The organism is Shimia sp. FJ5, from assembly GCF_032918335.1.
In the GTDB taxonomy this organism is placed as follows: Bacteria; Pseudomonadota; Alphaproteobacteria; order Rhodobacterales; family Rhodobacteraceae; genus Shimia; species Shimia aestuarii_A.
This window is the reverse complement of the sequence record NZ_JAWJUV010000008.1, coordinates 38,944-56,808: the sequence shown is the minus strand read 5'-3', so window position 1 is coordinate 56,808 and position 17,865 is coordinate 38,944. Positions and strand designations below refer to the sequence as shown.

At 61.9% G+C, this 17,865-nt stretch carries 21 protein-coding genes; 10 read left to right on the top strand and 11 right to left on the bottom strand.

Annotated elements, in window-relative coordinates; translation table 11 throughout:
• The coding region (locus tag R1W01_RS17400; RefSeq protein ID WP_317275384.1) for a GTP-binding protein at positions 1 to 152 on the bottom strand (152 nt) is incomplete at its 3' end.
• Positions 153 to 255: 103 nt separating this feature from the next.
• Positions 256 to 855: a hypothetical protein gene (locus R1W01_RS17395; protein WP_243611571.1), complete on the bottom strand. Its 600-nt coding sequence runs from the start codon at positions 853 to 855 to the stop codon at positions 256 to 258.
• Between the two features lie 147 nt (positions 856 to 1,002).
• On the opposite strand from R1W01_RS17395, the gene R1W01_RS17390 reads away from it, so the two are divergent.
• Positions 1,003 to 2,373, top strand: a complete 1,371-nt coding sequence (locus R1W01_RS17390) for a cytochrome P450 (protein ID WP_297755665.1) — start codon at positions 1,003 to 1,005, stop codon at positions 2,371 to 2,373.
• Here R1W01_RS17390 and R1W01_RS17385 read toward each other — a convergent pair.
• From R1W01_RS17385 to R1W01_RS17375, 3 genes are all read right to left on the bottom strand, one after another.
• Complete coding sequence (locus R1W01_RS17385; RefSeq protein WP_297755662.1) at positions 2,370 to 3,485, bottom strand: M48 family metallopeptidase; 1,116 nt, start codon at positions 3,483 to 3,485, stop codon at positions 2,370 to 2,372. The two genes, R1W01_RS17390 and R1W01_RS17385, sit on opposite strands and share 4 nt — an antisense overlap.
• On the bottom strand, positions 3,482 to 4,732 hold the full coding sequence (locus R1W01_RS17380; RefSeq protein WP_297755659.1) for a DUF898 family protein: 1,251 nt from the start codon (positions 4,730 to 4,732) through the stop codon (positions 3,482 to 3,484). Before R1W01_RS17380 ends, R1W01_RS17385 begins: the two co-directional genes overlap by 4 nt.
• 131 nt (positions 4,733 to 4,863) lie before the next feature.
• On the bottom strand, positions 4,864 to 7,320 hold the full coding sequence (locus R1W01_RS17375) for a DNA topoisomerase IV subunit A (protein WP_297755657.1): 2,457 nt from the start codon (positions 7,318 to 7,320) through the stop codon (positions 4,864 to 4,866).
• A gap of 146 nt (positions 7,321 to 7,466) precedes the next feature.
• On the opposite strand from R1W01_RS17375, the gene R1W01_RS17370 reads away from it, so the two are divergent.
• From R1W01_RS17370 to R1W01_RS17345, 6 genes are all read left to right on the top strand, one after another.
• Positions 7,467 to 7,997 (top strand): SH3 domain-containing protein, encoded by a 531-nt coding sequence (locus R1W01_RS17370; RefSeq protein WP_317275382.1) that lies wholly within the window; start codon positions 7,467 to 7,469, stop codon positions 7,995 to 7,997.
• Positions 7,998 to 8,072: 75 nt separating this feature from the next.
• Positions 8,073 to 8,342 carry a bacterioferritin-associated ferredoxin gene (locus tag R1W01_RS17365; RefSeq protein WP_243611577.1) on the top strand — a complete coding sequence of 90 codons (270 nt, stop codon included), beginning with the start codon at positions 8,073 to 8,075 and terminating at the stop codon, positions 8,340 to 8,342.
• The gene (gene bfr, locus R1W01_RS17360) at positions 8,317 to 8,802 is read left to right on the top strand and encodes a bacterioferritin (protein WP_243611578.1); all 486 of its coding nucleotides are present in this window, start codon (positions 8,317 to 8,319) and stop codon (positions 8,800 to 8,802) included. The genes R1W01_RS17365 and bfr overlap by 26 nt, the downstream gene beginning before the upstream one ends.
• An 11-nt stretch (positions 8,803 to 8,813) precedes the next feature.
• Entirely contained in the window at positions 8,814 to 9,647 is an 834-nt protein-coding gene (locus R1W01_RS17355; protein ID WP_297755652.1) for an SDR family NAD(P)-dependent oxidoreductase, read from the top strand.
• A gap of 65 nt (positions 9,648 to 9,712) precedes the next feature.
• Positions 9,713 to 9,931: a twin transmembrane helix small protein gene (locus tag R1W01_RS17350; RefSeq protein WP_243611580.1), complete on the top strand. Its 219-nt coding sequence runs from the start codon at positions 9,713 to 9,715 to the stop codon at positions 9,929 to 9,931.
• A gap of 2 nt (positions 9,932 to 9,933) precedes the next feature.
• The gene (locus tag R1W01_RS17345) at positions 9,934 to 10,506 is read left to right on the top strand and encodes a cob(I)yrinic acid a,c-diamide adenosyltransferase (protein WP_297755650.1); all 573 of its coding nucleotides are present in this window, start codon (positions 9,934 to 9,936) and stop codon (positions 10,504 to 10,506) included.
• A gap of 19 nt (positions 10,507 to 10,525) precedes the next feature.
• Here R1W01_RS17345 and R1W01_RS17340 read toward each other — a convergent pair whose 3' ends face one another.
• Complete coding sequence (locus R1W01_RS17340; protein ID WP_297755648.1) at positions 10,526 to 11,314, bottom strand: enoyl-CoA hydratase/isomerase family protein; 789 nt, start codon at positions 11,312 to 11,314, stop codon at positions 10,526 to 10,528.
• Between the two features lie 284 nt (positions 11,315 to 11,598).
• On the opposite strand from R1W01_RS17340, the gene R1W01_RS17335 reads away from it, so the two are divergent.
• Both R1W01_RS17335 and R1W01_RS17330 read left to right on the top strand, forming a co-directional pair.
• Complete coding sequence (locus tag R1W01_RS17335; protein WP_243611583.1) at positions 11,599 to 12,357, top strand: electron transfer flavoprotein subunit beta/FixA family protein; 759 nt, start codon at positions 11,599 to 11,601, stop codon at positions 12,355 to 12,357.
• The gene (locus tag R1W01_RS17330; RefSeq protein WP_243611584.1) at positions 12,357 to 13,286 is read left to right on the top strand and encodes an electron transfer flavoprotein subunit alpha/FixB family protein; all 930 of its coding nucleotides are present in this window, start codon (positions 12,357 to 12,359) and stop codon (positions 13,284 to 13,286) included. The genes R1W01_RS17335 and R1W01_RS17330 overlap by 1 nt, the downstream gene beginning before the upstream one ends.
• A gap of 84 nt (positions 13,287 to 13,370) precedes the next feature.
• Here the strand turns inward: R1W01_RS17330 and R1W01_RS17325 are convergent, their stop codons facing one another.
• Positions 13,371 to 14,204 carry a DUF6473 family protein gene (locus R1W01_RS17325; RefSeq protein ID WP_243611585.1) on the bottom strand — a complete coding sequence of 278 codons (834 nt, stop codon included), beginning with the start codon at positions 14,202 to 14,204 and terminating at the stop codon, positions 13,371 to 13,373.
• A gap of 157 nt (positions 14,205 to 14,361) precedes the next feature.
• On the opposite strand from R1W01_RS17325, the gene R1W01_RS17320 reads away from it, so the two are divergent.
• On the top strand, positions 14,362 to 15,237 hold the full coding sequence (locus tag R1W01_RS17320; RefSeq protein WP_297755645.1) for a 3-hydroxybutyryl-CoA dehydrogenase: 876 nt from the start codon (positions 14,362 to 14,364) through the stop codon (positions 15,235 to 15,237).
• A gap of 95 nt (positions 15,238 to 15,332) precedes the next feature.
• Here R1W01_RS17320 and R1W01_RS17315 read toward each other — a convergent pair whose 3' ends face one another.
• Genes R1W01_RS17315 through rapZ form a run of 4 tightly spaced genes read right to left on the bottom strand, consistent with a single transcriptional unit; the run spans position 15,333 to position 17,864 of the window.
• The gene (locus tag R1W01_RS17315; RefSeq protein ID WP_243611587.1) at positions 15,333 to 16,214 is read right to left on the bottom strand and encodes a lysophospholipid acyltransferase family protein; all 882 of its coding nucleotides are present in this window, start codon (positions 16,212 to 16,214) and stop codon (positions 15,333 to 15,335) included.
• A 47-nt stretch (positions 16,215 to 16,261) separates the two neighbouring features.
• The gene (locus tag R1W01_RS17310; protein WP_243611588.1) at positions 16,262 to 16,540 is read right to left on the bottom strand and encodes an HPr family phosphocarrier protein; all 279 of its coding nucleotides are present in this window, start codon (positions 16,538 to 16,540) and stop codon (positions 16,262 to 16,264) included.
• The gene (locus tag R1W01_RS17305) at positions 16,537 to 16,938 is read right to left on the bottom strand and encodes a PTS sugar transporter subunit IIA (protein ID WP_243611589.1); all 402 of its coding nucleotides are present in this window, start codon (positions 16,936 to 16,938) and stop codon (positions 16,537 to 16,539) included. Before R1W01_RS17305 ends, R1W01_RS17310 begins: the two co-directional genes overlap by 4 nt.
• Positions 16,935 to 17,864, bottom strand: coding sequence for an RNase adapter RapZ (rapZ, locus tag R1W01_RS17300; RefSeq protein WP_243611590.1), 930 nt, complete (start codon positions 17,862 to 17,864; stop codon positions 16,935 to 16,937). Before rapZ ends, R1W01_RS17305 begins: the two co-directional genes overlap by 4 nt.
• Position 17,865 lies beyond the last annotated feature (1 nt).

Genomic DNA, 17,865 nt, shown 5'->3' with positions numbered 1-17,865 from the left:
TCTTCCGGCGCGCCGTCAATCTCGTCATAGGCTTTGAAGTCACCAAATTGCTTGGTGATCGCTGCCGTCAGGGTCGTCTTGCCGTGGTCAACGTGACCAATCGTGCCGATGTTGCAGTGCGGTTTACTGCGCTCAAACTTTTCCTTAGCCATCTCGAGGCGCCTTCCATGTGATGAGTGGGCACGCTGCCCGTATTTATCTACCGCGCGCGACATATTTGGTTGCGCGGGAAAAATCAAGCGTGACTTGACGCGATTACTGGCTGCCGTCCTGCTCTTTCTTCTTGTCCTTCCAACAGGCCGCGAGTTCTTCGGCACTCGGGGACTCTGTCATGCATGCGCGGTTCTCGTGGAGCCAGTCCTCGAGAGCCTTGGCTACGTTATGCGACAGGTTCGCCATCTGCTCTTCGGCAGTCATGGTCAGACCAGAGCCGACAATGCTCGCCCCGGTGAAGGTCTCAAGCACGGTGATCATTTTCGGCTCATCATGGAACTTGCCACCGGCGCGGTCATCCCATGCCGTAACCGTAATAATAAGCGCGGATTTCGGCGCGAGAAGAATCGGCACGCCCGGCTGGGCAAGCACATAGCCCGACACGTTCACACCAAGATGGACAAGTCGCGTCCCGTTGTAGCGGCCAAGACGCGCGTCAATTGCACCTTTGACCGAAGCGATCCACTCTTCCTTGCTCGCCTCGCGCGACAGCGGCCCCTTGGTCAGGTCCGGTGCGACGACAATATTATGGCCAAGTTTGAAATCGCCAAGATCGACCGGCGCTTCGGTCACCTCTTTTTGCGGCACGGCGCAGGCAGCGACGACAAGGAGGGTCGAAAGCAGGGCAAAGATTCGGAGCATCAGGCGTGTCCTTTTGATCAGGGTCACGAAGCGGCATATCCGAAACCTGCCAACCGCGCAATCTGGCGCGGTGATCTCAGCGGCCTCGCGCTTGGTTTGCCGCTTTCCCACTGGCGCACTATCATCCCGGAGACAGGAGGCTTTTCCATGAACGATCCCGCGTTCGATACCCTTGCACCATTGCCAGCACGCGCGCCGCTCGCGACCGAGCCATTGGGTCTATTGGGGTCGCTCCGCGCGGCACGGAGCAATCTCCTGAGCATTCTGCCGGAACTCGCCGTGCGGCAGCCTATGGTCTCGGGCCACACCGGTCTTCGCTGGCACATGATCATGGAGCCGAGGGCGATCCGGCGCGTGCTTCTTGAAGCCGTGGAGACCTACCCCAAGTCTCGCGCCACCAAGAACATTCTGCGGCCTGCCATCGGCGATAGCCTCTTTATCGCCGAGGATGCACATTGGCGCTGGCAACGCCGCGCCGCCGCGCCGGTTTTCTCGCATCGCAACGTGATGAACCTCGCCCCGGTCATGTCCGCCGCTGCGACCCGAAGCGCCGAACGCATCGCCAAAGCCGAGGGGCGCGCGGTCGATATGCTCGACGAGATGGTGCGCACGACCTTTGATGTCATCGCCGAAGTGACCTTTTCCGGCGAGGGCCAGTTTGATGCCCCCGCTGTGCATCGCGCCATCGACGCCTATATCGCGGCCGCGGGCAAAATCTCGCTCTTTGATATGCTCGGTCTGCCGGATTGGCTCCCACGGCCCTCGCGCTTTACCTCGGGCCCAGTGGTGAACGAGATGAAGCGCGTCGCCGATGAGGCCATTGAGGCACGCCGCATCCGTGGCGCAGGCGATGTGCCGGACTTGCTCGACCTGTTGCTTGCAGGGGAAGACCCCGAGACCAAGCGGCGCATGAACACATCGGAACTGCGCGACAATCTCCTGACCTTCATCGTCGCAGGACATGAAACCACGGCGCTGACGCTGGCCTGGTCCCTCTATCTTTGCGCCTTCGACACGGAGGTGCAGGACCGCGCAAGGGCCGAGGCGCAATCGGTGCTGTCGGGCGGGGCGGCAACCGGCGCAGATCTCGAACGCCTCCCGTTTATCCGCCGGATCGTCGATGAGGCGCTTCGGCTCTATCCGCCTGCTGGTATCCTGTCGCGCACGGCGCAGGCACCGGATACGCTCTGCGGTCGCGAGGTCAAACGCGGCGATACGGTGATGATCCCGATCTACGCCTTACACCGCCATCATATGCTCTGGGACGACCCGGATGCCTTTCGTCCGGATCGGTTCTCGGATCGCAAGGGGATCGACCGCTATGCCTACCTGCCCTTCGGCGACGGGCCGCGCATCTGTATCGGGGCGAGCTTCGCCATTCAGGAGGCGGTCATCATTCTTGCGACGCTGCTTGCGCGGTTCCGGTTCGATCTCGTCGCGACGCGCCCGCCCGAGCCTGTCATGATCCTGACGCTGCGCCCCAATGGCGGTGTCTGGCTTACAGCAGAGCCCGCCTAGCGCGCACAGATCCCCTTCAGCGCCACCCATTCCGCCTCGGAGAGGATAGGACGCGCGGCAAACCCTTTCGGCGTGGCCACCCGCGCGGCCTCGATCCGGTCGCCAAGTGCGGGATGACTTAGGAAATGGGCGGCAAGCCCCTCGGCATCTCCCGATTTTGCCCGAAACCTCTCGAACATCGCCCCGAGCGCGGAGGGGGCAACACCCGCCTTGGCCAGCACACTGTAGGCAAAGACATCTGCATCGCTCTCTGCGCCTTGGGAGTATTTCGCTTCGATCAACTGCTCGGCAAGGAACAGGACGAGCGCACCGCCAGCGAAATCGCCGAAAATCAGACCAAGAACCCCGATCGACCCGGCCGAGCGCAACGCGTGGCGCGTTGGATCGCGCGAGGCAACATGACCCATCTCATGCGCGAAGACGGCGGCGACTTCCTCAGCGGTTCCGGCCTCTTTCAGAAGACCGCGCATAAAGACGATATGCCCACCGGGCAGCGCGAAGGCATTGACCATCGGGTGATCGAGCACCGTCACCGTCAGGTCCACCGGGAGGTCCACCCCCGCCGCGAGCCGCTCTGTCATCGCGTCAAACGCGCGGACACCCTCGGGATCGCGACACACCCTCACGCCGATACTCGAATTCTCGTTCAGCGCGCCACGGATCTGGCCCAGCGTCGCATCGCCAAGCGCCTTTTCTCCCTCGGGCGGGATGAACCGCGCGAGTTGGTCTGCCATCGTCGGCACAAGCACGAACACAATGAGCGCGACCGAGGCCACAGCCGCCAGCGCCCAGCGCAGGATACGTCCTCTGTCAACTTGTTTCACAGGTCGATGGCGCGCCGGAAAGGACTCGGCAAGATCACGGTGGGCGGTGAACAAGCGCTGCATCGGGGCGGTGGCAGAACGCAGTACGAGCCCACCCTGCCCGGCCTGATCCGGCACGAGACGAACCTCGTCTAGTTTCCATGTCACGTCGATGCCTTCACCACGCAACAAGAGCAGCCCCGCGCCTTCGTCGAGGACGATACGCACCTCATGCGCGGCGGCGCTTTCGCCATCAAAGAAGACACCTTGGCGCGCCTCGCGAGGCACGGCTGGGATGATCCCGCTCATATTGCAGCCCCCACATCCAGAGCCTCGGCGAAGCCCTCCGCCTCTTCGAAGTCGTCCCGCGCGCGTTGACGAATATGCCCAAGACTGCCCGGATCAATGACGGTCAGGGTCTCAGAGAAATGCGCCCAGAGCGGCAAGGTGACAAACGCATGGGTCACGGCGGACCATGCGAGGAAGAAGGCAAAGTAGGACAGGATACCGATCAGGGTCAGCGTACCGCTGGCGAAGGTCTCGAGAACCATGCCGGTGCTGTTCTCAAGCCCGATCAGCGTGCCGAGCATGGCAACCGCCGCAAGGCCAAGCGGCACGAGGAAGAACGAGGCCACAAGCCCACCAAGGAGGTTGCCCCAGAGATAGATACCAAAGACACGCATCGGTCGCGGCTTCGAAAGAAACACGATATCGCCCGCGCGCTTTGCGTTGGTCAGAAGCTCGAACGACTTGGCGCGGTAATAGGCGAGACCAAAGGCAAACCACGGCAGACAGAACAGAGGCAGAAGAAACGCGGCCGGGATCGCGTAGAGCCCAATTCCGATGCTCAACCCACCGACGAGAAGCGCAAGCAGCATATGCCGCATGGCGGGCAAGAGCATGGTCCAGCGGCCTTCTTGCTCCAGCTTGCAGTCGCCATACCATGTCCGGTCTGTGCGGTACTTCTCGAGCCGGAATGTCATCAGAGGCCAGAGCAGCCCGCCCGAAATTAGCGTGAGAAACCAATAGAGTATGGCCCGCCAGGCATAGCCCCAGGCGCCGGGTTCGAGGCCAAAACGGATCCCGCGCCAACGGGTGCGGGCGAGCACATAGCGCCGGGCGCGGTAGCGGGCATAGAACCAGAGCGGCACAACGCCGACGAAGCTTAGGAGATAGGCGACGAAATTATCCTGAAAAAGCGAGTAGCTCAGGAACATCAGGGCAAGGTTCACCACCCCGATATAGAAGGCAAGGATCACCACGGCGAAGAGAAAACCGAGAAGCTTTTCAAGGGGATCGCCAAGGTATTCCGCCGGAACGCCACCAAAGCGGACCGAGGACCAATAGAACCTGCGCAGGCGGGTCTTCATCCAGAACCGGTAGATGCCGAGCGTCAGAACAGTGAAGATCCCGGTGCGCAGCGCGAGCGCGAAAACCCGCCCGCGATTGCCGACGAAATCGCCATCAAGGGGCGTCGGATCGGCACGTCGGTATTGCGTCGGTATCGCGTCTGTATCGCGGTGGTCCCATGGGCCGGACCCGGAAGGTTCAGTCAAACCAAAATCCCATCAATCGAAACTTACTCGGCCCCATTGTGACCAAGTCGCGGCCCGAGCGCGAGTCCCCTCTTCACTTTGATGAAAATACTCCGTCCCGAAGGGGCAAGAGGGGGCCGCGCCCCTCTCGCTTAGCGAAACTTGTAATTGCGCGGGAACCCATAGGGCGGTTTCTTGCCCACGCCAGCGCGCTTGCCGAGCCAATCGCTCAGGTCCGGTTCGTGCCGCGTCTTGCCGCCGCCCATCTCCCAGCTCAGGCCCTCGTCCCATGTAAAGGTCGTGATGTCCGAGAGCCCGCCGTCCAGTTCGAGCGTGCCCTGACGCCCGCGCGCCATGTTGTATTTCTGAAGCCGCACGCCCTTGCCACGCCCCATCTCGGGCAGTTCATCAACAGGGAAGACGAGGAACTTGCCGTTCTCCGACACCACGGCCACGTGATCGCCGGTCACAGGCAGGCAGATCTTGGCCTTCACATCGTCCTTGACGTTCAGCACCTGACGGCCGTTGCGGGTCTGGGCGATGACATCCTTCTCGGGCACGATAAACCCATCCCCCGCCGTCGACGCGACAAGCAGCTTGCGCTCGGGCTGATGGATGAAGATGTCGATGATCTCGGCCTCGTTGGGGATATCCACCATGAGACGCAGCGGCTCGCCCATACCGCGCCCACCGGGCAGGTTGGCGGCGCTCACCGTGTAAAAGCGTCCATTGGAAGCAAAGACCAAAAGCCGATCGGTCGTCTCGGCATGGAAGATGAACCGCGGCCCGTCGCCATCCTTGAACTTCAACTCGCGTCCAAGGTCGATATGGCCCGACATGGCCCGGATCCAGCCCATCTGAGAACAGACGACCGTGATCGGTTCCTTGTCGATCATTGCCTCAAGCGGCACCTCTTCGACCTCGCCCGCCTCGGCAAAGGCCGAACGGCGCGCGCCGTATTCGTGATCCTTCCCGAAGGTCTTCTTGGCCTCTTTGAGCTGTTCTGCGATGCGCGCCCATTGCAGCGCCTCGCTTTCGAGCAAATCTTCGAGACCGGCGCGTTCTTCCATGAGCGTATCGCGCTCTCGGATGAGGGCTTCTTCCTCGAGTCGGCGCAAGCTGCGCAGGCGCATATTGAGGATCGCCTCGGCCTGCACGTCCGAAAGGCCGTTCTCACGCCCGGCAAAGGATTTCGGAATGGCGCGGGTGCCATCGTCGCTTTCGACAAGAACGCCCGTGGCTTCGGCCTCTTCGTCGACGATCAGCGCCAGGCTCGACACATCCACACCGGCCAGCGGCGAGCGGTAGTCGCCCTCGTTCAAGGCGCGACTGATCGTGTCCTGATGCGGGCGCGACCAGTCTTCATACATGAGCGCCGATTTCGGATCATCGTCATAGCGGATGATGTCGATCACACGGTCGAGATTAAGGAAGGCCGTGATAAGCCCCTGCAACACCTCAAGCCGGTTGTCGATCTTGGCCATGCGGTGCCGCGACCGGCGAATAAGCACTTCGCGGCGGAAATCGAGGAAAGCGCGCAGCACTTCCTTCATCGAACAGACCTTGGGCGTGACCCCGTCGATCAGCACGTTCATGTTGAGCGAGAAGCGCACCTCGAGATCTGAGTTGCGGAACATCAGCCCCATGAGAACCTCAGGGTCCACGTTCTTGGAGCGCGGCTCGAGGATCATGCGGATGTCGTCGGCGCTTTCATCGCGGATGTCGGCGAGGATCGGGACTTTCTTGGTCTGGATCAACTCGGCAATCTTTTCGATGAGCCTTGATTTCTGCACCTGATAGGGAATCTCGGTGACCACGATCTGCCATTGGCCGCGACCAAGGTCTTCGATCTCCCATTTGCAGCGCAGACGGAACGAGCCGCGCCCGGTGCGATAGGCTTGGGCAATATTCTCGCGCGGCTCGACGATAACGCCGCCGGTCGGGAAATCCGGCCCCGGCACGAAATTGAGAAGCGTATCGTCGCGCGCGTCCGGTGTCTTGATGAGATGCAGGCAGGCGTCGCAAAGCTCGGCGATATTGTGCGGCGGAATATTCGTCGCCATGCCGACCGCGATCCCGCTCGAGCCATTGGCAAGCAGGTTCGGGAAGGTCGCCGGAAGCACTACGGGTTCGCTCAGCGTGCCATCGTAATTCTCGCGAAAATCGACAGCGTTCTCGTTCAGGCCCTGAAGCATCGCTTCGGCGACCGAGGTCAGGCGCGCTTCGGTATAGCGCGAGGCGGCCGGGTTATCGCCGTCGATATTGCCGAAGTTCCCCTGCCCGTCGACAAGCGGATAGCGGACGTTGAAATCCTGTGCGAGGCGGGCCATCGCGTCATAGATCGCGGCGTCGCCATGCGGGTGATAGTTGCCCATCACGTCGCCGGAGATCTTGGCCGATTTACGAAAGCCCCCGGTCGAGGTCAGCTTCAATTCGCGCATCGCATAGAGAATGCGGCGGTGCACGGGTTTAAGCCCGTCTCGCGCATCCGGAAGGGCGCGGTGCATGATCGTGGAAAGCGCATAGGTGAGATAGCGCTCGCCAATGGCACGGCGCAGCGGTTCACTCACTTCGGCAAGGGGCAGGTCGTCGTCGATCTGGTCGGTCATGCAAATCGGTGTAGCCGCAAGACGAGGGGCGCTCAAGCGAGCACGCGCATCGGGGGCGATTTTTTCGCACCGAGGGCGCTCTGTGATTTGCGGGAATCGGCTGACCTGCCGTAAAGTCGTGACGTGCCATCGTTGGGCGATTTGAAATGACGCGTTTTGTATTTTTGAGTTTCGCTTTTATCGGCTGGGCCTTTTATGAGGTCAGCGGCGGGCAAGATTTTGCGCCCGCCCCCCCTGAGCGGCTTGCCGTGCTTGAACGTGCTGAGGCACAGCCGGCCACGGCGCAACAAGAGGGCCCCCGCGACGAGACCGAGGTCGATATCAGCGCCGCGCTGGCGGCCGAATCCGCCCCTCTCCCCAAGCCAATCCCCGTGTCCATCGTCTCTGCGCCGGTGGCGACCCCGGATCAGGAACGGGTCGCGCTCATTCCGTCGCCGGAAGAGCTCGCTTCGGTGGTGGTCGTCGAAGAAACCCCGGCCGATATTCGCGAGGTCCGTGGCAGCCGGGTCAATATGCGCTCTGGCCCGGGCACACAGTTCAGCGTGCTTGGCACCCTGCGCCGGGGCGAGCGCGTCGAGGTTCTGCGCGAGCCGGGCAACGGTTGGGCCAAGCTCAAGGTCGAAGACACGGGGCGCATCGGTTGGATGGCCTCACGTCTGCTGCAATCGGTGGATTAGACCAAGTATTTTCGTCGGAATTGACAATCTGACTGTTTTTGTCGTATTCACGCCCGACTCGAACGGAGCGTGACCATGATCATCTGTAGCTGCGAAGGCATTCGGGACCGCGACATCCATGCCGCCATCGATTGGATGCGCGCCTCGGATCCGACCGCGATCATCACCCCCGGCAAGATCTACCACGCCCTCGGTAAGTCCCCGGACTGCGGCGGCTGCATGAAGCTTTTTGTTGCGTCCATGCGTGAGAACCCTAACTTGGAAGTACCTGCGGAACTGCGCGGGCTACGCAAAACCAACACAGCCAGGGAGACACGCTATGAAGGGCGAACAGAAAGTTATTGACCACCTGAACAAGGCCCTCCGGATGGAGCTCACTGCGGTGAGCCAGTACTGGCTGCACTTCCGGCTTCTCAAGGATTGGGGCTTTGGCAAACTCGCCGCGAAGATGCGCGAGGAAAGCATCGAAGAGATGGTCCACGCCGACAAACTCATCGACCGCATCATCTTTCTCGAAGGCCATCCGAACCTGCAATCTCTCGACCCGCTGCGAATCGGCGAGAACGTGCGCGAAGTGATCAAGTGCGATCTCGCTGGGGAACTGGAAGCGGTGGAATTCTATCGCAAGGCGCGCAAGGACTGTATGGAACTCGGCGACTACGTCTCAATGGAGGTTTTCCAAGAGCTTCTCACCGACGAAGAGGGCCATGTGGACTATCTCGAAACGCAGCTTGAGCTGATGGATAGCATCGGCGAACAGAACTATGGTCAACTCAACGCTGACAGCGCCGACGCAGAGGACTGATCCAACACACCATGCCCGGGAAATCCATTCTCATCACCGGATGCTCTTCGGGCATCGGCCTCGACGCCGCGCGCGGCCTACGGGCGCGTGGCTGGCGCGTTTTCGCGGCCTGCCGCCAAGAGGCGGATTGCGACCGCCTGCGCGACGAGGGCTTTGAAAGCCCCCGGATCGACTATGAAGACGCCGCGAGCGTGCGCGATGGGCTGGCCGAGGTTCTGGCTGCGACCGGCGGCACGCTGGATGCGCTTTACAACAATGGTGCCTATGCGATCCCCGGCGCGGTCGAAGACCTGCCGCGCGACGCTCTTGCCACGATCCTTCAGGCCAATCTCATTGGCTGGCACGATCTTACGATTCAGGTCATTCCGGTGATGCGCGCCCAAGGCCACGGGCGGATCGTCAACTGTTCCTCGGTCCTTGGCATGGTGCCGATGAAATGGCGCGGGGCCTATAACGCGACCAAGTTCGCGCTCGAGGGGCTAACCGATACGCTCCGCCTTGAGATGCGAGATGCCCCGATTGAGGTCTGCCTGATCGACCCCGGCCCCATCACCTCGGATTTCCGCAAGAACGCGGTGAAACAGTTCGAACGTTGGATCGACTGGGAAAACAGCGCGCGCGCCGATCAATACCGCGCCAGCCTGTTGAAACGGCTCTATTCCGCCTCTGACGCGCCGGACCGGTTCGAACTTGGCCCCGAGGCGGTGACCACGAAGCTCGTCCACGCGCTTGAATCGCCGCGCCCGAAGCCGCGCTACTATGTCACTACCCCGACCTACATGATGAATATCGCGCGCCGCGTCCTGCCGACGCGGATGCTCGATTGGGTGCTTGCCAAAGGCTGATCGACTGTTAAATCCGCAGGATCACCCCTATAACGCGGGTCCGTCCGCAGCTTTGGAGTTCAGACATGAATGAAACCGGTCTTGCCAGCGATCCCCTGTTCTGGGTCGTGGCCGTCGCTACCCTCGGTGTCCTTGTCATCCTGATGATCGGCATCGGCGGCTTTGCCAAGGGCGGCGATTTCAACCGCAAGCACGCCAACCGCATCATGCGCTATCGCATCGCGGCACAGTTCGTGGCCGTGCTTCTCATTCTTCTTTTCGTCTGGCTCCGCCGGGGAGGTTAATCATGGTTGTTCTGAACAAGATCTACACGCGCTCGGGCGACAAGGGCACCACGGCGCTTGGCAATGGCGATCGGGTCGCCAAACATGACGCGCGCGTCAACGCCTATGGCACCTCGGACGAATTGAACGCCACGGTCGGCATGGCGCGGCTTCACGCCGAGGGCGTCATGGACGAGCGTCTTGCTCTGATCCAGAACGACCTGTTCGACCTTGGCGCAGACCTGTGCCGTCCCGACATGGCCAAAGATGCCGAGTCCGAGTACCCACCGCTGCGCATGGTCGAGGAACAGGTGACCCGCCTTGAGGCCGAGATCGACGAGATGAACGCCGACCTCGCCCCGTTGCGCAGCTTCGTGCTGCCCGGCGGTTCGGCCCTTGCGGCACATCTCCACCTTTGCCGCACCGTGGCGCGCCGGGCCGAGCGCCTTGCCACCGCCCTTGCCGAAATCGAAGAGATCAACACCCATGCGGTCAAATACCTCAACCGCCTGAGCGATTGGTTTTTCGTCGCCTCCCGCGTCGCCAATAGCAACGGCGCCGATGACGTGCTTTGGGTGCCGGGCGCCAACCGCTAAACCGGTTCCGGGGCGCGGATCAGCGCCCCTTGAAGACCGGCTTGGTCTTGGTCAGGAACGCGGCGATGGCGGCCCCGGAATCCTCGGAATTGGCGCATTTATTCTGATATTCGCTCTCCATGAGCGCGGTTTGCGCGTGGCTCTGGGTATGGGCGGCGCGCAGGAGACGCTTGGAATAGGCAAGGCTGAGCGGCGCGCGCTCGGCCAATGACGCGGCCCAGTCTGCCGCGGCCTCCGCAAGCTCGGCCTCGGGCACAACGCGGTTCACCAGCCCCATCTCGAGGCAGTCCGCCGCTTTGATATGAGTCGCCTCGGCGATCGCCTCAAAGGCGCGCTTCGATCCCATGTGTTGCAAAAGGAGCCAGCTTAGCCCCCCGTCCGGCACCAGCGAAATATTGGAGAACGGTGCGAAACAGGTCGCGGTCTCCCCCATGATCGCAAGATCACAGCTCAGCGCCACCGAAAGCCCGATCCCCCCCGCGACCCCGTTGATCGCGGCGATATAGATCATGTCGCTCTGGGTGATGCCGTCGATGATCGGCTTGTAATCGCGCACCGAGATATCGAACATCCCGTGCTTGGTGCGAAACTCCGTCAGCTCCTTGAGATCGGTGCCCGAGCTGAAGGCCCGGCCAGTGCCGGTCAGGACGACAATGCGCACATCCGGGTCTGCCTCGGCCGCCTCCTGCGCAGCGCGAATGCCTGCGCGCGTCGCCCCGTCCATCGCGTTCATCGCATTCTCGCGGTCGATGCGGATCGTCGCGACATGCCCGTCCTTGGCATAGTCGACATTGTGAAACTCGGTCATGGTGCTGTCTCCTCCGTGGTTGCGCCTATGAAAAACCGGAAACGCGCCCGAGCAAACCCCCTGAGCGCCACGACGTTGGGGCATCTATTCCATGACATCTCCCAAGGCCGGAATGTCGAAACATTCTCGCAATGAATCTGGTGTGAAACCGGGAAACGCGACGTCGAATAGCCTCAACATGACGATTTTACGCTGTTTAACCGCGGCGCAAGATTATATCACGTGCCAGAGACGTTTTGGTCGAGTCGTTTCGCGGCTCACACAATTGAAGGAGAGTTACGCCCATGAAGGTACTTGTGCCTGTGAAGCGCGTGATTGACTATAACGTGAAAGTTCGCGTGAAAGCGGACGGTAGCGGAGTTGATCTCGCCAACGTGAAGATGTCGATGAACCCGTTCGACGAGATTGCCGTTGAAGAGGCGATCCGTCTCAAGGAAGCGGGCAAGGCGGACGAAGTGATCGCCGTTTCGATCGGCGTGAAGCAAGCGCAGGAAACGCTGCGCACGGCGCTGGCGATGGGTGCGGACCGCGCGATCCTCGTCGTGGCCGCCGATGATGTCCACCAGGACATCGAGCCGCTTGCCGTTGCCAAGATCCTCGCCAAGGTTGTCGAAGAAGAGCAGCCCGGCCTCGTGATCGCGGGTAAACAGGCGATCGACAACGACATGAACGCCACCGGCCAGATGCTTTCCGCCCTTCTCGGCTGGAGCCAGGCGACCTTTGCCTCCGAGCTCGACATCGACGGCGACAGCGCCAAGGTGACGCGCGAAGTTGACGGCGGGTTGCAGACCATCTCGGTCAAGATGCCCGCCATCGTGACCGCCGACCTGCGCCTCAACGAGCCGCGCTATGCGTCGCTTCCGAACATCATGAAGGCGAAGAAAAAGCCGCTCGACGAAAAGACCGCCGCCGATTACGGCGTCGACGTCACGCCGCGCCTCGAGATCGTCAAGACCTCCGAGCCGGCCGAACGCGCCGCAGGGATCACCGTCGGCTCGGTTGACGAGCTTGTTGCCAAACTCAAAGAAGCGGGGGCTGTGTAATGGCTGTTCTTCTTCTCGCAGAAGTCAATAACGGCGAGCTGGCGCTGGACGCCACCGCCAAAGCTGTCTCCGCCGCGAAAGCGCTTGGTGACGTGACCGTGCTCTGCGCCGGTGCCTCGGCAGCCGCCGCAGGCGACGCCGCCGCCAAGATCGACGGCGTGGCCAAGGTTCTCGTGGCCGAAGACGCCTCGCTCGGTCATCGCCTTGCCGAACCGACCGCGGCCCTGATGGTCTCGCTCGCTGGCGATTACGAGCACATCGTGGCCCCCGCGACCACCGACGCCAAGAACGTCATGCCGCGCGTGGCCGCCCTGCTCGACGTGATGGTGCTTTCGGATGTGACCGCCGTTGTTGACGGTGCGACCTTCGAGCGCCCGATCTACGCCGGTAACGCCATGCAAACCGTGAAGTCGAACGACGCCAAGAAGGTCATCACCTTCCGCACCTCGACCTTCGACGCGGCGGGTGAAGGCGGGTCTGCCTCGGTCGAAAGCATCTCTGCTGCTGACAACCCGGGCCTTTCCGAATGGGTCGAGGACAAGGTCGCCGAGAGCGATCGTCCGGAACTCACCTCCGCAGGCATCGTCGTTTCCGGCGGCCGTGGCGTGGGTTCGGAAGACGACTTCGCGCTGATCGAAAAGCTCGCCGACAAGCTTGGCGCGGCTGTGGGTGCATCGCGCGCCGCGGTCGACTCGGGCTATGCGCCGAACGATCTTCAGGTGGGTCAGACCGGTAAGGTCGTGGCGCCGGAACTCTACATCGCCGTGGGCATCTCGGGTGCGATCCAGCACCTTGCCGGCATGAAAGATTCCAAGATCATCGTCGCCATCAACAAGGACGAAGAAGCCCCGATCTTCCAGGTCGCCGACTTCGGCCTCGTCGCTGACCTCTTCGACGCCGTTCCGGAACTCACCGAGAAACTCGGCTAAGCCGAACGGTTCAGAAAATAGCAAAAGGCCCGCCTCAACAGGCGGGCCTTTTTCGTTGCCGGGTGGCGACGTCCTGGCCCCCTCTCAAACCCCGTGCGCCTTGATCCAGGCCGCGACGGCCGCGGCGGCGTCCGCATGGGCCGCCGGGCCAAAGAGGCGCTGCGCGACAGGCAGGTCCATCTCTCGGCAGATCATCCCCTCGGTGCCGCGCGCCAACGCCTCCTCGCTCACCACCGCCTCAACAACCCCCGCAACACGCGGGCGCAACTGCTCGATCATCGCGCGTTCGACAAAGAGCGGATCGCGGCCAAGCCCATACGGCGTCTCGGCGCCTGCCGGGGCATGATCGGCAAACCAAAGGAGCAGCACCTTCTCGGCCCCGATCCTTTCGATCAGTGTTTTCATCCGCGCCACCCAAGCCTGCTGCAACTCGGTGCGCAGCACGGCGTAGCGTTCCGGAGCGCGCGCCGCGAGGGCGCCAAGCATGTGGCGCGTGAAGTGGAACTCGGTAAAGTCGATTTCGCGGAACACCATCTTCATGACCTGCGAAGCCCCGGTAAAGCGGTCATTGCGGCGCGGATGCACCGTGTAGTACCGGTTCGACATGTTCTGTGCGCCCGGCAGCTGTACCACGGCAAGCCGCGCCCGCCGGGCCAGTTCGAGGATCGACGGCTCTGCAAGGAAGACATCGACCCCGGCATTCATCACCCCGAGATTGACGCAAGGCCCGCGCGTTGCCTTGGCCACCAGCGCGGGAAAGGGATCGGCCACGTATTTTCCATAGGTCTCGGTTCCACCAATGCAGACCACCGGATTTCCCGACAGGTCCGGTTTGGGACCGCGAAAGGCTATCCGCGATTCCCCGAGCCGATACGGCATGTAATCGAGGGCCGCGCCCCCGGTATTTTCATAGGACATAACACCCACCACAAATTTTCACCCGAGGTCGAGAATCGCAGGGACGGGTTGCCAAATCGCTAATGCGCGCGCTTGTCATAAATTTTAGCCGATCGCGGGCCTTGCAGCGCCCTCCTGCCCACGCGTAATGTCAATGCGAGGTCAGAAGGATTGAAGCATGGAAATCAAGACTATCGGTGTTGTCGGAGCCGGGCAGATGGGCAACGGGATCGCGCATGTTATGGCGCTCGCGGGCTATGACGTGAAGCTCAACGATATCAGCCAGGAGGCGCTCGACGCCGCTGTGGCGCGAATCGACAAGAACATGGAACGCCAAGTTTCGCGCGAGGCGATCAGCGCCGAGGAAAAGGCCACCGCCATGGCGCGCATCACAACCACGCTCGACCTGCCCGATCTCGGCAAGACCGACCTCGTGATCGAGGCGGCAACCGAGCGCGAGGAGATCAAGCACCAGATCTTTGACGCGCTGCTGCCGCATCTTGAACCGCACACAATCCTGACCTCGAACACCTCTTCGATCTCCATCACGCGCCTAGCAAGCCGCACTGACCGACCGGAGCGTTTCATGGGGTTCCACTTCATGAATCCTGTGCCGCTGATGAAGCTTGTGGAGTTGATCCGCGGCATCGCCACCGATGAGGACACCTACCAGGCCTGTCTCGCCATTGTTGAGAAGCTTGGCAAGACCGCGGCCAGTGCCGAGGATTTCCCGGCCTTCATCGTCAACCGCATCCTGATCCCGATGATCAACGAGGCGTGTTACACGCTTTATGAAGGGGTCGGAAACGTGGCGTCGATCGACAACGCGATGAAGCTTGGGGCGAACCATCCGATGGGGCCGCTCGAACTGGCCGATTTCATCGGGCTTGATACCTGTCTCGCGATCATGAACGTGCTACATGACGGTCTGGCCGATACGAAATACCGCCCCTGCCCGCTGCTGACGAAATATGTCGAGGCTGGCTGGCTTGGACGCAAGAGCGGGCGCGGATTTTACGACTATCGCGGCGAGATCCCGATGCCGACGCGCTAAGAGAGCAGTGGATCGGAGCGCGCCCAAGGGCGCGCGCAGGTCTTGCAGGCCCAATGGGGCCTGCGATTGAGAGTACTTTCACAAAGGAGAACGGATCAATCGGCGCTCTTGCCGAGAGCAAGCGTGTGGTCCCGCAGCCAAGCGATGAAACCGCGTGGATCGGTTTCGAGCCGCGCCATCTGGGTCTCGGTCAGCGGCGCGCCGACCACAGGGGCTTGTGGCTTGTTGCAGGAGCGCACGATCTCGTGGAGCAAGAGCCCCTGACGCAAGATCGGAGAGATCTTGCAGGCCCATTGATACCAGCGCGAGTTCGAGCCGGGGAAGAAAATCGGCACCACCTGCGCGCCGGAGCGGCGGATCATCTTGGCGGTGAAGAGGTTCCATTCCTGTTCGATCGCCGGGCCCATCCATGTCTCTGACGACATCACGACACCGGAGGGAAAGAGCGCCACGACGCCGCCCTGAGCGAGATGGGCCATGGCCTTGCCGCGCATCTCGACCATTTTGCGCTGCGCCTCGGGATCGTGGGGGAAAGGCACCGGGATCATGAAAGAGCTGGCCGATTCATCCAGACCGGTCAGGACCGAGCGGGTCAGAATGCGGTAATCCTCGCGCACGCGCCCAATCAGATCGGCAAAGATCATGCCATCGACCATGCCGTGCGGATGATTGGCGACGACGACCACCGGGCCGTCCTTGGGGATGCGGGCGATCTGGTCTTCCGGAGTGGTGAGCGGGATGCCCATGATATCGAGCGCCCCGCGCCAGAAATCCTGTCCGCGATACTCGGCGTTGCGGCGCTCGAACTTCTTGACCATACGCAACACCGTGATCTTGCCGGTGAGCCATTCGATGGCGCGGATCGCGGTCGAGGTCCAGAAGCTATCGAAACTATTGGCATAGGTGAGCGCGGCGCGGTCATAGGTTTCGACCGTGCTCTCGGCATCGACTTTGCGGCCGCCCACCGGTTGCGTCATCTTGTTCATCCCGTTTCGTTCCTGTCCGGCCGTTCCGTTCAACCGGCTCAGTTCCCCTCGCCGAACTTGTCCACGACCAGCGCCTCGATGGCGGCGGCCAGAGGTTCGGCGTCGGGGCCGGATGTCTCGACATCAATGGTCGAGCCCTTGGCAGCGGCCAGCATCAAGAGCCCCATGATACTATCCCCCGAGGCGCTCATACCATCCTTGGACACCTCTGCCGACGCGTCGAAGCCTTCGACCACCTCGACCAATTTCGCCGAGGCACGGGCGTGCAGCCCCTTCTGGTTCACGATCTTAAGCGAACGCGTAACGGTCGTACTCATAGGGTTCTGTCCATATTTATATTTTGGCTGTCGATGTATTTGCGCCCTGCCTCAAGCGACGCGCGCACGGCCTCGACCACGGGGAGGTTGCGGCTCTTGGCGAGTTTGATGAGCATCGGCAGGTTGGCGCCAAACATCATGCGCCGATTGTCCGGCGCGCAGGCCGGAAGGCTTAGGTTCGAGGGCGACCCGCCAAACATATCGGTAACGATGACCACGCCATCGCCCATATCGACGGAATCGGCGGCGGCGCAGATCTCGGTCTGTTTCGCGCTGCGGTCATGTTCGTTCTCGATCGTGATGGCGAGGATGCCCGGCTGGTTGCCGACCACATGCTCGACCGCCGCGAGGTACTCCCGCGCCAGCCCGCCATGTGCCACGATCACGATCCCAATCACGCTTGCCCATCCTTTGCGTTGCCCCCGGATCGGTCCTCCGACGCCAAGGCGGCGCGGCGGTCCAATTCGCGGTGCCTAATTGACACCTGCCAGCCCTGTTGCGCAAGGGCCGCTGCCAATCTTTCGGCGGTAAATACGGACCGATGTTGACCACCGGTACAGCCAAAGCCGATCGAGACATGCGACCGGCCCTCTGCAAGATAGGCCGGGAGAAGCATATCGACCATATCGGTCAGCTTGGAGAAGAAGGCCGCAAAGCGCTCATCCGCCTCCACATAGGCGGCAACGCCGTCGTCGAGCCCGTTCTTCGTGCGCAGCGACGGTTCCCAATAGGGGTTGCGTAGAAAGCGGCAATCGAACACCAGATCGACCCCGGTTGGCAGGCCACGCTTATAGCTAAAGGACTGAACCGTAAGGCCAAGTCGCGGCCCGGTCTTGGATGCGAACCAGCGGTCGATCTCGGCCCGGAGTGCATGCGGCGAGAGCTCTGACGTGTCGATAAGGACATCGGCGCGCGCGCGGATCGGTTTGAGGAGATCAATTTCTTGCGATATGCCCTCGAGCGGGCTCTCGCCAGGGGCGAGCGGGTGGCGACGGCGAGTCTCGGAGTAGCGCCGCTGCAGCACGTCAGGCTGGCAATCGAGGTAGAGCAGTTCCGGTGCGACGCCATCGGTTTCCGCGAGCAGGTCCAGCGCCTCGATCAGCGCGATTTGCGAGAAGTCCCGGTTCCGCACATCCAAGCCAAGTGCCATCGGTCGCTCAAGCACCGGCCCCGAGAACAACCGCTCGAGAAGTCCGAAAGGCAGGTTGTCGATGGTTTCATACCCGGCATCTTCCAACGCCTTGATCGCCGTGGATCGTCCGGCACCAGAGGGGCCGGTGACGAGCACGAGACGCTGAAGCGCGGAGCCGGAAGCGGGGGACATC